Origin of the sequence: Pseudomonas sp. NPDC089534, from assembly GCF_044749305.1 — a bacterium.
GTDB lineage: Bacteria > Pseudomonadota > Gammaproteobacteria > Pseudomonadales > Pseudomonadaceae > Aquipseudomonas > Aquipseudomonas ekonensis.
The window spans coordinates 1-16152 of the sequence record NZ_JBIVHR010000019.1; the positions used below are offsets into that span (position 1 = coordinate 1).

The 16152-nt window shown below is 64.1% G+C and carries 8 protein-coding genes; 5 read left to right on the forward strand and 3 right to left on the reverse strand.

Annotated elements, in window-relative coordinates; genetic code table 11:
• The first annotated feature begins 2 nt into the window (after positions 1–2).
• The 4 genes from fis (at position 3) to ACIP0B_RS08230 (ending at position 6300) form a co-directional block, all read left to right on the forward strand.
• Positions 3–281, forward strand: a complete 279-nt coding sequence (fis, locus tag ACIP0B_RS08215; RefSeq protein WP_400831096.1) for a DNA-binding transcriptional regulator Fis — start codon at positions 3–5, stop codon at positions 279–281.
• A gap of 83 nt (positions 282–364) precedes the next feature.
• The gene (gene purH, locus ACIP0B_RS08220) at positions 365–1972 is read left to right on the forward strand and encodes a bifunctional phosphoribosylaminoimidazolecarboxamide formyltransferase/IMP cyclohydrolase (RefSeq protein ID WP_400831098.1); all 1608 of its coding nucleotides are present in this window, start codon (positions 365–367) and stop codon (positions 1970–1972) included.
• Between the two features lie 155 nt (positions 1973–2127).
• Entirely contained in the window at positions 2128–3420 is a 1293-nt protein-coding gene (purD, locus tag ACIP0B_RS08225) for a phosphoribosylamine--glycine ligase (protein WP_400831100.1), read from the forward strand.
• A 102-nt stretch (positions 3421–3522) separates the two neighbouring features.
• Complete coding sequence (locus tag ACIP0B_RS08230; protein WP_400831101.1) at positions 3523–6300, forward strand: response regulator; 2778 nt, start codon at positions 3523–3525, stop codon at positions 6298–6300.
• Here the strand turns inward: ACIP0B_RS08230 and ACIP0B_RS08235 are convergent, their stop codons facing one another.
• Together ACIP0B_RS08235 and ACIP0B_RS08240 are read right to left on the reverse strand one after the other, a co-directional pair.
• On the reverse strand, positions 6301–7017 hold the full coding sequence (locus tag ACIP0B_RS08235) for a hypothetical protein (RefSeq protein WP_400831102.1): 717 nt from the start codon (positions 7015–7017) through the stop codon (positions 6301–6303).
• Between the two features lie 62 nt (positions 7018–7079).
• A complete protein-coding gene (locus ACIP0B_RS08240) occupies positions 7080–7874 on the reverse strand; it encodes a hypothetical protein (protein ID WP_400831103.1) in 795 nt (264 codons plus the stop codon).
• Positions 7875–8126: 252 nt separating this feature from the next.
• On the opposite strand from ACIP0B_RS08240, the gene ACIP0B_RS08245 reads away from it, so the two are divergent.
• Positions 8127–8723 (forward strand): MarC family protein, encoded by a 597-nt coding sequence (locus ACIP0B_RS08245; protein ID WP_400831105.1) that lies wholly within the window; start codon positions 8127–8129, stop codon positions 8721–8723.
• 62 nt (positions 8724–8785) lie between these two features.
• Here the strand turns inward: ACIP0B_RS08245 and ACIP0B_RS08250 are convergent, their stop codons facing one another.
• Complete coding sequence (locus ACIP0B_RS08250) at positions 8786–15877, reverse strand: TcdA/TcdB pore-forming domain-containing protein (protein WP_400831107.1); 7092 nt, start codon at positions 15875–15877, stop codon at positions 8786–8788.
• Positions 15878–16152: the final 275 nt, after the last annotated feature.

Consider the following 16152-nt stretch of genomic DNA (forward strand, 5'->3'; position numbering starts at 1 on the left):
CGGTGAGCGACAACGTGAATTTGATTCAGCAGCTCATTACGCCGAGCGATGAAGGCCAGTCCCTTCGCGGGAGTGTCGAGAAGGAGCTGCACAATTATTTCGCCCACCTCGAGGGCGCAACCGTCACGGACGTGTACAACCTGGTGCTCTCCGAAGTCGAGGCTCCCCTGCTCGAAAGCGTGATGAACTACGTCAAGGGCAACCAGACCAAGGCCAGCGAGCTGCTCGGACTGAACCGCGGCACGCTGCGCAAGAAACTCAAGCAGTACGATTTGCTGTAAGCATTCAATACCAACCAGAAAGGCGCCCGCGTGAAACCGGTCGCCTTTTTTGCTGACTTCCCTTGCTTTTGATGGAAATTGAGATGACCGACCAGACTACCCGCCTGCCGATCCGCCGCGCCTTGATCAGCGTTTCCGACAAGACCGGGATCCTCGAATTCGCCAAGGAGCTGGAAGCCCTGGGCGTGGAAATCCTTTCCACCGGCGGGACCTTCAAGCTGCTGCAGGACAATGGCGTGTCCGCAGTGGAAGTCGCGGACTACACCGGTTTCGCCGAAATGATGGACGGTCGGGTGAAGACCCTGCACCCGAAAATCCACGGCGGCATCCTCGGCCGCCGCGGCACCGACGACGCCATCATGAACGAGCACGGCATCAAGCCGATCGATCTGGTCGCGGTCAACCTCTACCCGTTCGAAGCCACCATCAGCAAGCCCGGCTGCGACCTGCCGACCGCCATCGAGAACATCGACATCGGTGGGCCGACCATGGTGCGTTCGGCCGCGAAAAACCACAAAGACGTTGCCATCGTGGTGAACGCCAGCGACTACGCCAACGTGCTGGAGAACCTCAAGGCCGGCGGCCTGACCTACGCCCAGCGCTTCGACCTGATGCTCAAGGCCTTCGAGCACACCGCCGCCTACGACGGCATGATCGCCAACTACATGGGCACCGTGAACCAAGCCACCGAAGTGCTGAGCACCGAAGGCCGCAGCGAATTCCCGCGCACCTTCAACAGCCAGTTCGTCAAGGCCCAGGAAATGCGCTACGGCGAGAACCCGCACCAGAGCGCGGCGTTCTACGTGGAAGCCAAACCGGCCGAAGCCGGCATCGCCACCGCCGCCCAGCTGCAGGGCAAGGAACTGTCCTACAACAACGTGGCCGACACCGACGCCGCGCTGGAATGCGTGAAGAGCTTCGTCAAGCCGGCCTGCGTGATCGTCAAGCACGCCAACCCGTGCGGCGTGGCCGTGAGCCCGGACGCCGAAGGCGGCATCCGCCAGGCCTATGAGCTGGCCTACGCCACCGACACCGAGTCGGCGTTCGGCGGCATCATCGCCTTCAACCGCGAGCTGGACGCCGAGACTGCCAAGGCGATCGTCGAGCGCCAGTTCGTCGAAGTGATCATCGCCCCGAGCGTCAGCGAAGAAGCCCGCGCCGTGGTGGCCGCCAAGGCCAACGTGCGCCTGCTGGCCTGCGGCGAGTGGTCGGCCGACCGCAGCCCGGCCTGGGACTACAAGCGCGTCAACGGCGGCCTGCTGGTGCAGAGCCGCGACATCGGCATGATCAGCGCCGACGACCTGAAGGTCGTGACCAAGCGCGCGCCGACCGAGCAGGAAATCAACGACCTGATCTTCGCCTGGAAAGTGGCCAAGTTCGTCAAGTCCAACGCCATCGTCTACGCCAAGAACCGCCAGACCATCGGTGTCGGCGCCGGCCAGATGAGCCGCGTGAACTCCGCCCGCATCGCCGCGATCAAGGCCGAGCACGCCGGCCTGCAAGTCGCCGGTTCGGTGATGGCATCGGATGCGTTCTTCCCGTTCCGCGACGGCCTGGACAACGCGGCCAAGGTCGGCATCACTGCGGTGATCCAGCCAGGCGGTTCGATGCGTGATGCTGAAGTGATTGCCGCTGCTGATGAAGCCGGCATCGCCATGGTCTTCACCGGCATGCGCCACTTCCGTCACTAAGTACACGACCCACTGTAGGAGCGAGCCTGCTCGCGATAGCAATAGACCAGTCAACGCAGTATTGACTGATACACCGCCATCGCGAGCAGGCTCGCTCCTACAGAAAAGCATCCCAGCGGTGCTCCATAGAATTAGCGTCATCCGAGGTTTCTGAAATGAATGTTTTGATCATCGGCAGCGGTGGCCGCGAACACGCCCTGGCCTGGAAAGTGGCTCAGGATCCGCGCGTGCAGAAGGTTTTCGTGGCACCGGGCAACGCCGGCACCGCCATTGAGGCCAAGTGCGAAAACGTCGCCATCGACGTGCTGGCCCTGGAGCAACTGGCCGACTTCGCCGAGAAGAACGTTTCCCTGACCATCGTCGGCCCGGAAGTGCCGCTGGTGGCCGGCGTCGTCGACCTGTTCCGCGCCCGTGGCCTGGACTGCTTCGGCCCGACCCAGGGCGCCGCGCAGCTCGAAGGCTCGAAGGCCTTCACCAAGGACTTCCTGGCCCGCCACAAGATCCCGACCGCCGACTACCAGAACTTCACCGAGATCGAGCCGGCCCTGGCCTACCTGCGTGAAAAAGGCGCGCCGATCGTGATCAAGGCCGACGGCCTGGCCGCCGGCAAAGGCGTGATCGTCGCCATGACCCTGGCCGAAGCCGAAGATGCCGTGCGTGACATGCTCGCCGGCAACGCGTTCGGCGACGCCGGTTCGCGCGTGGTCATCGAAGAGTTCCTCGACGGCGAGGAAGCCAGCTTCATCGTCATGGTCGACGGCAAGAACGTCCTGCCGATGGCCACCAGCCAAGACCACAAGCGCGTCGGCGACGGCGACAGCGGCCCGAACACCGGCGGCATGGGCGCCTACTCCCCGGCCCCGGTGGTCACCGCCGACGTGCACCAACGCGTGATGGACCAGGTGATCTGGCCGACCGTGCGCGGCATGGCCGCCGAAGGCAACGTCTACACTGGCTTCCTGTACGCGGGGCTGATGATCGACAAGGCCGGCAACCCGAAGGTCATCGAGTTCAACTGCCGCTTCGGCGATCCGGAAACCCAACCGGTGATGCTGCGCCTGCAGTCGAGCCTGGTGCTGCTGGTCGAGGCCGCCCTGGCCCAGGCGCTGGACAAGGTCGAAGCGCAGTGGGATCCGCGCCCGAGCGTCGGCATCGTGCTGGCCGCCGGCGGCTATCCCGGCGACTACGCCAAGGGCGCCGCGATCAACGGCCTGGACGCCGCCGCCGCGCTGGAAGGCAAGGTCTTCCACGCCGGCACCGCGCAAAAGGACGGGCAGATCGTGACCGCCGGCGGCCGGGTGCTCTGCGCCACCGCCATGGGCGACAGCGTCGGCGCAGCGCAGCAGCAGGCCTACCGGCTGGCGGCGGCGATCGACTGGGAAGGCTGCTTCTACCGCAAGGACATCGGCTACCGCGCCATCGCCCGTGAACGCGGCGAATCCCGGTAATCCGCTGTCCGTGATGTCCGGCAGGGGGCCCTTCCCCCTGTCGGACTGTTCCGACGCCGCGCATCGTTATATTCTGGCATCAACCTACGAAGGGATTTCGCCGTGCGCTGGCTCAGGATCGCCATAGGCTTCACCGTCACGCTGTTGACCCTGCTCTGCATGCTTCCGGCCCAGGCCGCGCAAGGCAGTGGCTGGGCGGTATTGCTCGACGAACAGGGCAACCTGCAACTGAGCGACATCCGCTCGCCCCGCTACACCAACCAATTCAGCCCCATCGACCTCGACCGCCTCACCGCGGCGGAGCCCGATGGCGCGTTGTGGCTGCGATTCAGGCTGGCCGCCGGCAAGCACGAGCAAGTGCTGCGGATCTTCGCCCCTGACCTGTCGCACCTGAACCTGTACGTGCTGGACGGCGACACGCTGATCGACCAGCGCGAGAGCGGCACCGGCCAGCCCCAGGTGAACCGGCCATTGCCCAGCAGCGACTTCCTGCTGCCGCTGCCCCAGAGCGACAAATCCCTCGAGGTCTACCTGAGGCTGGTGTCCGACCACCAGCTGCGCCCGCACATCACCCTGCAATCGGCGGTGATGTCGGCGGCCAACCAGAACCAGACCCTGCTCTACGGCCTGCTGTTCGGCTGCCTGGGCATGCTGATCCTGCACAACCTCATCCGCTACGGCTACACCCGTTCGCGCAGTTGCCTGTGGCTGGCGGTCTGCGAAGGCCTGCTGGGGCTCAGCCTGCTGCTGCTGCTCAACCTCGCCGGCCCCTGGCTGCCGGACTGGCACGCGATCCAGACGCCGGGCGCCTACCTCGCCCTGCTGATGACCGCACCGGCCGGCCTGATGTTCGCCTTCCGTTTCTTCGCGCCGATCGGCCCGCACCCGCTCAACAAGCTGCTGCTGGCCGACATCCTGATCACCGTGATCTGCAGCCTGCTGCTGTTGTTCGTCAACACCCTGCCGCTGAACATCATCACCTATGCCCTGGTGGCCCTCGCCGGCCTGAGCATGCTGCTGGTCGGCGGCTACCACTGGCAGAAAGGCTACCGCCCGGCCCGGCTGTTCGTCGCCGCCATGGTGGTGTTCAACATCGGCACGCTGATCATCCTGCCGGCCCTGCTGGGCCTGACCCTGGTCGCGCCGCAGGGCCTGATCATGACCCTGATGGGGTTCATCTGCATCAGCGGCCTGTTGATGAGCATCGCCCTGGGCGAACGTCAGCGCAGCATCACCGAAAGCCGCTTCAGCATCAGCCGCGACCTGGCGGCGAGCAACGCCGAGATCAACGCCAAGGCCGAATTCCTGGCGAAGATCAGCCACGAGATCCGCACGCCCATGAACGGCGTGCTGGGCATGACCGAACTGCTGCTCGGCACGCCGCTGTCGGTCAAGCAGCGCGACTACGTGCAGACCATCCACAGCGCCGGCAACGAGCTGCTGACACTGATCAACGAGATACTCGACATTTCCCGCCTCGAGTCCGGGCAGATCGAGCTGGACGACGTGCAGTTCGACCTCAACGCCCTGATCGAAGACTGCCTGAGCATCTACCGCGCCAAGGCCGAACAGCAGAACGTCGAGCTGATCAGCTTCATCCAGCCCCAGGTGCCGCGGGTCATCAGCGGCGACCCGACGCGCCTGCGCCAGACCCTGCTGAGCCTGCTGGAAAACGCCCTGAAGAAGACCGACGAAGGCGAGGTGCTGATCGTCGTCGCCCTCGACGAACGCAGCGTCAAGCCGCGCCTGCGCATCGCCGTGCAGGACAGCGGCCAGCCGATGGAGCAGGAAGAGCGCGATGCGTTGCTGCATGCCGAGCTGCACAGCAAGCACTTCCTCTCGGCCAACCGCCTGGGCGGCAACCTGGGGCTGGTGATCGCACGGCAACTGATCCGGCTCATGCAGGGCGAGTTCGGCATCAAGAGCGGCGCCAGCCAAGGCAGCACCCTGTGGCTGACCCTGCCGTTGGATCCGGATCGCCTCGAACACCCGACCTCCGACCTCGACAGCCCGCTGCAAGGCGCGCGGGTACTGGTGGTGGACGACAACGACACCTGCCGCAAAGTGCTGGTGCAGCAGTGCAGCGCCTGGGGCCTGAACGTCAGCGCCGTACCGTCGGGCAAGGAGGCGCTGGCCCTGCTGCGCACCAAGGCGCACCTGCGCGACTACTTCGACGTGGTGCTGCTGGACCAGAACATGCCAGGCATGACCGGCATGCAGCTGGCGGCCAAGATCAAGGAAGACCCGAGCCTGAACCACGACATCCTGCTGATCATGCTCACCGGCATCAGCAACGCGCCGAGCAAGATCATCGCGCGCAATTCCGGGGTCAAGCGCATCCTGGCCAAGCCGGTGGCCGGCTACACCCTCAAGACCACCCTGGCCGACGAGCTGAACCAGCGCAACAAGGGCCAGACCGTGTTCCAGCCGCAGCCGGCAGGCCCTGCCGCGGCGGTCAAGGTGCCGAGCGACTTCCGCATCCTGGTGGCCGAAGACAACACGATCTCCACCAAGGTGATCCGCGGCATGCTCGGCAAGCTCAACCTGCAGCCGGACACCGCCAGCAACGGCGAGGAAGCCTTGCAGGCCATGAAGGCCCAGCATTACGACCTGGTGCTGATGGACTGCGAAATGCCGATCCTCGACGGTTTCTCCGCCACCCAGCAGCTGCGGGCCTGGGAAGTCGGCAACCAGCGCATCCGCACGCCGATCGTGGCCCTGACCGCGCACATCCTCGCCGAACACAAGGAGCGCGCGCGCCAGGCCGGCATGGACGGCCACATGGCCAAGCCGGTGGAGCTGTCGCAGCTGCGCGAACTGATCGAGCACTGGGTGGCCCAGCGTGATCAGCAGAGCCGCAACACGGTGCGAACGCCCTGATCAACCGGCCGGTTCGCAGCGAACACTGTCCGGCGGGCTGAAGTCGATCTCCCTGATGAGGTCGACATGCGGCTCCAACCGCTTGGCCAGCGCGTCACGGACGGGGTCGAACAGCGGCGCGGCCAGGTCAGCCTGAAAGAAGCGTTGCTCCAGCGGCCCGCGGAGCGTGTCCGCAGTGAAGGCCCAGGCGTACGGATTACCCTCGGCGGCAGCCGAAGACTTCAGCGTCAGATAGGCGGCGCTCAGGCGAGGACCGGGTTGCGCCACAACCACCATGAAGCGGTACCGGTCACTTGCGGCTGCCTGATCCGCCCCTTCGGCTCCCGCCGCTTGCCGGATCCTCTCTTGCAGAAACGCGATGGCCGGATCCGAAACCGGCAATGCCGCGATGGCCTGCAGGACCGGCACCCAGTCCCCTGCCTCGGCCAGCGACGGCTGCAGAACGTCGATCATCCCGCCCATCGCCTTGAACCCGACGCCCTTAGCCGGCGTGACCGTGCTCCATTCCACTTTCCTTTGCAGCCATTGGCCCTTCAGAACTTGCTGCCAGATGGAATACCAATCATCCGGATCGGCCGTGAGAGGAAACTTCTTGTTGGCCACCAACTGCGCAAACAAGATCGAATGTTGAACATCTTGTTTTTCCTGCTCAGCCATCCCGTACGGAAACAAAACGATGGCGCCTGAGTTGGCATAAGCCGAGTACTGCTCTTTCATCTTTGCCTCCTGCACATGAAAAAGTGGCGACCACTGTGTGGTCGCCACTCAATGACGTCAAATCAGATTTCCCATTCGCTGATTTGCTTGACGGCACGGTCACCCAACTTACCGGCAATGATGTCGCGGGTCTTTTCGATGATGGCCGGCACCATGGTCATGCTGGATTCGCCCCTGTACAGATCCACCGAACTGCTGTCCCAGTTCACGAAAAGAACCTTGGTCTGGTTGACCCGGTTGATGAAGCGCACCGCGCCCAGGGTCAGGATCACTTCCTTGCCTTCTGTCTCAAGGCAAGAACCCACCGCAAAACCGCCGGTGCCCTTGTCCTGGATGTTCCGGTCGAAGACCTGAAGCGGCTTGTCGTTGGCCTGCAGCGAAGCCATCGCATCGGTCGCCACCTTCAGCAGGAGCGCCGAAGTCGGCCCGGGCACAGCCGCAGCGGCCAGGGCGGAACCCAGGATGGTCAGCGCCAGTTGATCCATCTTGAAACTCTTGCCGGACGCCGAAGTGGAATCGTAGTACTTCTTCAGGATGATCCAGCCGGCGTCCTGCATGACGGTGAGAAAGGTCTGGTACCACTCCTTGCCCTGGCTTTCCAACGGGTACTTCTTGTTGGCGGCCAACGAGGCGAACAGATAGGTGTTCAGTACATCCGCACGGTTCTGCTCGGACATGCCCGACACGAACGCCAGAATGGCATCGCCCACGACAGAAGCGCGGTCAGGCACTTCGATATTGAAGGGCGTCAACCTGTTGAAGCTGCGCGGGGCCAGGGTGATGTCCTGCGGCGTCACATCATAGGCATTCAGTCGTTCCAGGCGGTCGGCGATGGTTACAACAGTGTTTACATTCACGTTTCGTCTTCCTTAGTTAATTAGTTCGACTCTTCCCGAGCCGGCAGGACTAACTTACGAAACTCATCAAAACCCCACAAGGCAATGAGTATTTCCAATAGATAACAATAAAAACTTACAACCGCCGACAACTCTCAAATAACGCCGCAAACAATAAGGACAACTAACTTACAAACAAAACACCGAATGCGCCGACAGACCGTCCGGCGCCTGATAGACTCCGCTCAACTTTCGCCGACGCGGGTTTCCATCATGCTCCACGAGTTGTTCAGCGTTTACCTGAAGATGCTGGTGCTCTACAGCCCGTTCTTCGTGCTGTCCTGTTTCATCAGCCTGACCCGTGGCTACTCGCGCAAGGAGCAACGGCGCCTGGCGTGGAAAGTGGCGATGGCCACCTTGGTCTCCAGCGTCTTGCTGTACCTGTTCGGACGGGTGATCTTCGATGTGTTCGGCATCACCGTGGATGCGTTCCGCATCGGCGCCGGCAGCGTGCTGTTCATTTCGGCATTGGGCATGGCCCAGGGCAAACCGGCGGTGCAGGCCGACAACGTGCAGCAGGACGTGACCATCGTGCCGCTGACCATTCCGCTGACCGTCGGCCCCGGCACCATCGGTGCGCTGCTGGTGATGGGCGTCAGCCAGCCGCACTGGGACGACAAGCTGACGGCGATCATGAGCATCGCCATGGCCAGTTTCACCGTCGGTGCGGTGCTCTACCTGTCGAACCGCATCGAGCGGATTCTCGGCGATCAGGGGTTGCAGATCGTCAGCCGGCTGATGGGGCTGTTCGTCTGCGCACTGGCGGCGCAGATCATCTTCACGGGGGTGAAGGGTTATCTGGTGCCCTGAGCCGGTCACGCAAAGTGCGCCGCAGGCGGACAGGCCTGCGGCGTCTTCCGGTCGACAGGCCGTCAGTCGCTCACGGCGCTGACGAGATGCTCCCGCGACCGCAGCAGCTGCTGCAGCGAAGCGCTGCCCGTCGCCTCCTCTCCCTTGCGCAACAACCGTACAAGGTGCGAAACCGGCACCGACGAAAGATGCCCCAGCGCGAGAAACGCTTCGCCGCGCAGCAGAGGATCCTCACTGCACACATCCCTGAGGATCAGGCAGTGTTCGCTGCCGGGGTCGGTCAGCACCAAATGGTCGCCGACGATCTGCAGCTGCAACCTCAGCGGTTCGTCCAGCGCCCAGACCAGCTTCGGCGGAACCGTCACGGCCTCTCCCGGCAACGGCCGACAGTCGGCGATGACTGAATCGCACGCCAGCCAGAACGCCGTGGGCAGATTGTAGGTCACCGCACCCTGCCCCGCCCGCAGGACCAAGGTGCTGACCCCGTCGGGCACCAGTGCAGTCAGATCCGTCACCCGGTTCCGCCCCTCGATCACCATCACCTCGGCATCGCGCCGCACCTGCGCGAAAGGACCGAAGCGTTTCGCGTCCGGATAGACGAGCACGCACGCGTCCTGCCGGTCATGCATCAGCACCTGCGCGCGGTGCCGGGTGCCCAGAAGCTCGTCATCGTCGCGCAGCGCCTTGCCGACGACACGGACCAGGCAAGCGTTCTCCACGTCATACCATTGCCGCACACCGGGCTCCGCTTCGGTGGACACAAACCCGTCGTGCTCGACGGTGCGCAGCAGGGCTTGAAGGTTGTGGATCAGATGATCCCCTTGGGCAACCACCCAAGCGTGGTTGACGCCGGTCAAACGCTCAGCTTCCCCGAAGCGCAGAGCCAGTTCCACGCCATCTACGGTGGTGCCCCTGAGCCCGGCGCCCTCGCGCCTGACGTCGCTGAAGCGCCAGTCCTCCCACTCCTCCTGCGGCGCGGGCAGCAGACCGTCGCGCAGCAACTGCGCACCGTTGGCGAACGCCTGCTCCAGAAGCCCGGGATCGACAAAGGCCTGAGAGAGGATCCTGGCGCCGGACGGTTCGAACAGCCAGACCTGGCGCCTGTCCGGCGTCAGACCGAGCAAGCGAACCCGCTCACCGTTCGCCGACGCGCACAGCAATAACCGCTGATCGATGTACCAGGCGCCCAGATGCTGATGCCCTCCATGGTCGAGCAAACCGATGAGGGCGAAACGATCCACCGGGTAACGTTGCGCGACCGCTCCGAGCGCCTCCCACCAGCGGGAACGATCCTGCAGCCAGTGCTCGGTCAGCCCGCCGAACTGCAGCCGGCCGTCGGTGTTCAGGTTGAAGAAGTGCCCGTCTTCGGTGACCGCGACATAACCGCCCGGCGTCGTGACCACCTGCTTGAGCCGTTCAGGCTCGATCCACGCATGCGACCAGTTCCTCTCCCCCGGCGTCCGCTGCAACCGACAAAGGCGTTGGGCCGAGCGGTCGTAGACCACGTACATCTCTTGATCCTTCGCCGGCACCAGCAGCGTCAACCGATCCAGGTTCCTGATCGAGTCGTCCCAGCCACGCGGTTGCCCCGGCACAGGCAGCGGATTGATCAGCAGACGGTCGCGGCTGCGGATCCAGACCAGATCCCGCCGCGCCTCATTCATCTGCCAGCACACCGAAACGTAGGGTGCCGGCGCCCATCCGATCGTGGTGTCGCCGTCCTTCGCGGATGAGCCCGCTTGCGGCCGGTGCTCCCCCAACACCGACGTCCAGTCCTCCAGCCTCTCACCGGCAAAGGCCTGCGCACGCAGTTCAGGGGTCGATCCGCAAGTCACCGAGCAGAGCAGCAATTGCCGGTCGTGAATCAGGTAGCCGAGTTCTCGGGCACGCCCTTGTTCAACGGACTTCTGCGTCACGTGAATCATCCCTTGGGCATCGGCTTCGATGCGCCGGATCGAACTTTCGCCGGGCATCAGCAGCAATCGGTACTCCGCTTGGGGCAGTCCGCTGACGGCATCGACTTGCCAGACCAGAAAGGATGACGGTTCATAGAAGTAGGCAGACCCGCCGGACACCAAAGCCAACTGTGTTTTGTCGGAACCACTGATTGCCACGTCGCGCATGTACAGGAAACGGTCCTCGTGCGCGTCGTACCAGGCCTTGGTGTAGCGCGGCGCCTGCGGCGGCTCGAACGGGATCAGATAATTGTTGACCGGCGTATGCGGCAGCACCAGACGATGGTCGTGCGCAAGCTTCTTGTAACGTTCGAGCAGCGCCGTCTCATCAAGGCCGTCAGGTGCGGTGTCCTGCAGCAGATCCAGTTGCCCGGAGGACCGGTTGACGCTGAAGACACGCCGGTCGGCCAGCCCCAACACGACCTCATGCCGCCCCTTGCCGGTGAACCTCACGTCAATGCCGTCGATCAGCAGGTCTTCGCCCTTTACCTTGACGCCCTGCGGGTTGACCCAGTCAGCCAGCAATATCCAACGGCAACTGGACAGGCTGGGCTCATGCAGCTCGACCGAAACCCCAGGACTGAGCCTCAGTGTGCAGGTGCTCCCCGCTCCCTTCACCTGATAGGTGATCAGGCCGCGCCAGGCCGGCGGCACAAGCGGCACCGCCAACTGCCGCTCGGCCGCATCCAGCCGCACCTCGATGGTCGTGGGGCGGTAGTTGGGGAACAGGCGATGCACGATGTAGTGACTGGGGAAGGAGTAGAAGGAGAACAGGAATTTCCATTGCCCGCTGCCATCCTTGCGCTCCAGACGGCGCGCCGCATCGAAGCCGGCGTCATGGCGCCACGACGCGAACGGCAAGGCCTTGTATTCGTAGCTGTAGTACGTGTTCGGCGTGCACGGCAGGACAACGCATTGCCCGGCGGGCAACGGTGCCTTGATCCGGCTGGAAATCCCCCACGCCTGGCGGATACTGAAGGCTTCCTTGTCATCCGGGTTGATGCCCGGTACGCCGAAGTGGTCGCGCAGCCTGAACAGCTTCGGGCTGCCGAGCGTCAAGGCGCCGGCGCCCAGGTCGACGCATTCGATGATCAGGGAGGACGGATCCACCACCCACGCCTGCAACGCATCGTCGAAGCGGTAGACGGCGCCGTTCCAGGCCTTTTCCAGATGATCGAAAAACAGCCCGACGGTTTTCGCCTCTTCGGCGATGATGGCGAAGCCCTGGGCCAGCGCCGCCGCCCCGATCGCCAGGCCACCCAGGATGACGCCCGCCCCGCCGAGCACCGCAGCGGCCGTGCCGGCCCCCGTGGCGGCCGCCGCCAGCCCGCCCAGCCCCGCGACGAGACCTGCCGAGTCGAACGCCAACTGCGTGCCGAAACGGGCCACGTCCACCTCGCGCTGCGCGGTCGCCAACTGGTAGATGTCAAAACCCACGTTGGCCAAGCCCAGCAACGATCCCACCCCTTCATCGGCGACGTGGCCCAGCGCTTCGCCGACCAGCGGGGCGCAGGTGCGGGCAATGACCGGTTCCTGGCTGATCGCGGTGGCGTACAGCTTCATCAGTCCGGCCGCATCCACGGCCAGCCCATGGGCGAGCTGCGCATAATTCACGTAACCGTGCAGGCGCACCGCCAGGGTCAGCGTCCGGTCATCCCCTTCACGTTCACGCAAGGCCATCATCAGCGACTGGAGCGCGAAGCCGGCGTTGAGCGTATGAACCGCGCCCGCCTCGACAGGCCCCGACGGCAGCACCGCCCCTTGGGGTTTGCGCACCAGCGTCGAAAACCGCTCGGTCAGCCACTGCCGGATGCGCAGCAACCGGTGATCCTTGCTGGCGACCTGCACCACATGGGTCGCGTCCAGAGGATCGACCAGGGTTATCCGGTAGGTGCTGTCAGGCATGACTTCAAGCGTTTCGAACAACGGCACCCAAGGCTTGGCCGAGGCGTGCAACGTCTGCAAACCCGACGTCACATCGGCGATCTGCCGGGCCCACCAGCGACTGTCCAGGTCAAGCAGGCTGCGTCCCAGATGGGCATTGTCGCTCAGTGACCGGCCACGGGCACTGGCCACCCGCCGGCGGATCGGAAGGGCCGATGGCTGCCCCGGCAAGGTGTCGGACTCCAGCAGGTGCGCCAGCCGCAACCCGGCGGACAGCGGCAAGGCCGACACCCGCTCGCCCTGAAGCTCGATCACATCGAACATCGGCCGGTCGGGCTTGCCGAATGCGGCGTAGTAGCCGGCCATGCCTGCGCCGACGAAGAAATCTTCCAGCGCCTGCTGGAACGCGGCGGGCTCCGCGAATCCGAACAGACCGAAGTTGGGATCGAAGAAATGCAGCGTGGCGCCCCCCGCATCCGCAGCCGTCTTCGCCACGAGCAGCACGTGATTGTCGGAAACGAGCATCAGGCCGAGGCTGTCGCCGGCGGCCTCCAGCCTTGTGCGGATCCCGCTCAGATCCGTCCGCTCCTGAGGCCCGCCCACCTCGCTCAACGGCACATCGCGCAGCGCCTCCAGTCCATCCAGAAAGGCGATGGAGTCACTCTGTTCAGGCTCCACGACCGCCAGGTAAAAACGCTCGCGCAGACGCCGGGACGCCTGCTCACCCTGTACCAAAGCGGCCCCCATCACCAAGGACAACGGATAGCAGCGCCCCGCGACGGCATCCCCCGAGCCTTGCAGCAGCAGATCCTGCGGCACCAGCTTGACGCTGGCCGCGTCGAAGCGCTGAAGCACCTGTTCCACGTGCTCATGCACCTGGATCCGGTGTTCGAGCGTGGCAAGCTGCCGGATCTGCGCCACATGGCGCCCCCATTGGTACGGCGTATGCGCATTGAGCATCACGCTCTTTTTCAGGTCCAGCGCCCTGCCGGAAAAGGGCACCGGTTCATCGGCGACACTGGCCAGCCCTTCCAGGAAACCGGTTGGACGGCGCTTGAACAGATGCCGTTCGAGGACGGCGTAACGATTGGAGCTTCCCAGTTCGCCGATGCTGTTGGCCAGGTTGTCCAGCTCGCTGTGCAACTGCATCAGGTGCCGGTTGTCCAGCGACTCCGCGCCCAGCAGGGCGCCCAGCGCCAGGCGCTGCACGGGGTCGGCCTGGACAAGGTGCAGGGTGCCTTTGGCGAGCATGCCCAGGACTTCGTCCACGCCTGCGCCGGCCTTTCCCGGCTCACCCGCAAAGGCCGGCGGGAGGACATCCCGCGGCTGCTCCTTGATGGCCTGCCGGTCCTCAAAGCGCAACGGCAGCGGCTTGTCGAACCGGACCTCACCGTCCAGACCGCTGCGCATGGCCTGCACCAACGGCGCTCCCAAGGCGTCGACCAGCCGCTGCAGGACGCTGCTCAGGAGCACCGCCCGCCCTTCGATCACGGGCCAGCCGGACTGGAACTCGACCGTCGAATGCTTGAGCAGTTGGGCGATGTCGCCGGCGTAACGGGTGGCGTACCGACCGTCCCGCCAATGCGCCTGTTCGTCGCTGAACCACTGCAGCGAATCGGTTCCGTTGTCTTTCCAGGAATGGTCCTGTTCCTCTTCCGTCATGCGGTTGACCGTCGCCAAAGGGACGATGACCAGGTCGTCGACCAGCGCCGCGGCGCCCTGCGGCGTGAAATGCCGCTTCTGGTAGTTGCGCATGCCGTCACGCATGGCGGCAGGCCCTGTCAGGTAGATGGTGCCCTCGCTTTGCGGGCGGATGCCGTCACGGAAGTAGCCGGCAGCGGCGTCGGCCAGAAAACCGGCGAAGATTTCCTCTTCCATCGGCAGTTCGCGCAACGGCCCCAACGCCTGCTCAACGGTCTCGTGCGCAAGCGACACCATGCTCTCGTTGTCGCTGAACGCCACCCCCCGCTCCCGGGCCAGCTTCGTTGCGCCATCGATGATGTCGTAGCTCAGGCGCATGCGTTCCAACACCGCCTCGATCATCCCGGCACCGGGGTGAGCCATCAGAAAGGCATTGCTCAACGAATTGGACTCCGCGACAGCACGCAGTTCGAACGGTCTCGCCGACCGGTCCGCCGGTTGCCGGAAGACGTCTTCCAGCGCCGGCCGGCTGCTGGCGAACGCATCGAGGGCGGCCCTGGACGGTTCGGGGATACGTTCGAAGTAGGAGGTGTAGCGACCGCGAACGACATGCCGGCCCGGCATCCAGTCAGGGTTGCGGTCCAGCAGCAGTTGCAAGGCCCCGAGCCGGGCATCGGCGCCCCAGTCGGTGATGTCGACGGCGCCGAGCCGCTCCGCCAGCGGCGGCAAGCCGTCGACATCCGCATAGCTGCCGCCCTCGCTGACCAGCGCATGCAGGCGCACGATGTCGGAGGCCGCCGCCAGGTTGCCGCGCAGGCGGATTTCCCGTTCGTAGAGGTGCTGCAGCGCCATCGGCGTCTCGAGGTCGCGCAGGCCGTCCAGGTCGCGCAACGTCAGAACGTCGTCTCCGAAGGCCGCGACACTGAGCAGGTTTTGCGTGAGCCGCTCCTGCAACGCATCGGCGTCCTGGCCATAGGCACGCACCAGAAGATCGATCCTGGCGTCATCCGCCGATCGGCCGGCGGCGACGGCCGCATCGATATGGGCCTGCATCTGCTGCTTGAGCACGATCGCCCGCGCTTCGTACAACGTCGCCAGTTCATCCGCCGTGACGCGTTGGCCGTCCACCTGCGCAAGGGCATCGGCCTTCGCGGCTTCGACGATCAGCTTGTTGGTGTGGTGGGCCAGCAACGCATCGCTGTCGTACCAGAGATTGAGGACATGGCCGGAGCCGGCCATCACCCGTTTCCAGAGGTTGAGGTAATCGCGCTGAATCTCGCCGACGCCCCCGCCGAGCCAGACGAAATGCAGGATCTTCGGCACTTCGGTGGCGGGCGTTCGCAGTTGTTCAAGGCTGTTCTGCACGCGGGTTTCATACGCTGCGATCTTTTCGCAGATCGGCGGCAGTCCGCCATCCGGGCTTTTCCCGGAACCGGTCTCGCGCCGAACCCGGATGCGACCCTGCATCGCTTCCAGCGTTAGCCTCAGCAGCGCCAGCGGCTCCTGCAACCTGTGCAACTCAGGCTTTGCGATACAGGCGAAGTAGTAACGCAACACCGCTTCATATTCCTGACTGCCCTTGAATGGGCTCAGTGCCTGCTCCAGCGCGCTCAGCTTGAACAGTTCGATGAACTCACAGTACCCCTCATCCTTTCTGACTTTTGCATCCTGCATGGAATAAATGCCTCGACATCGCTGATCATTTTTGAAGTACGCAGAACTGCGTCCAACGAAAAACTACTCAGCGCAGGCACCCGGCTCCATTGGCAACGAATGCAATTCTTTTCAGAAAACAGAACAACGAAACATGATCAAACCAAATGACGCCGGCAATGTTTACCGGCGCTTTTCGAACCTGTTCTGACCACTAATGTTTACGCCACAAAAAAGGCCGTGAAACTTTCCGCTTCACGGCCTCTTTCAATACATCGATACGGTTTTTTCCGTTG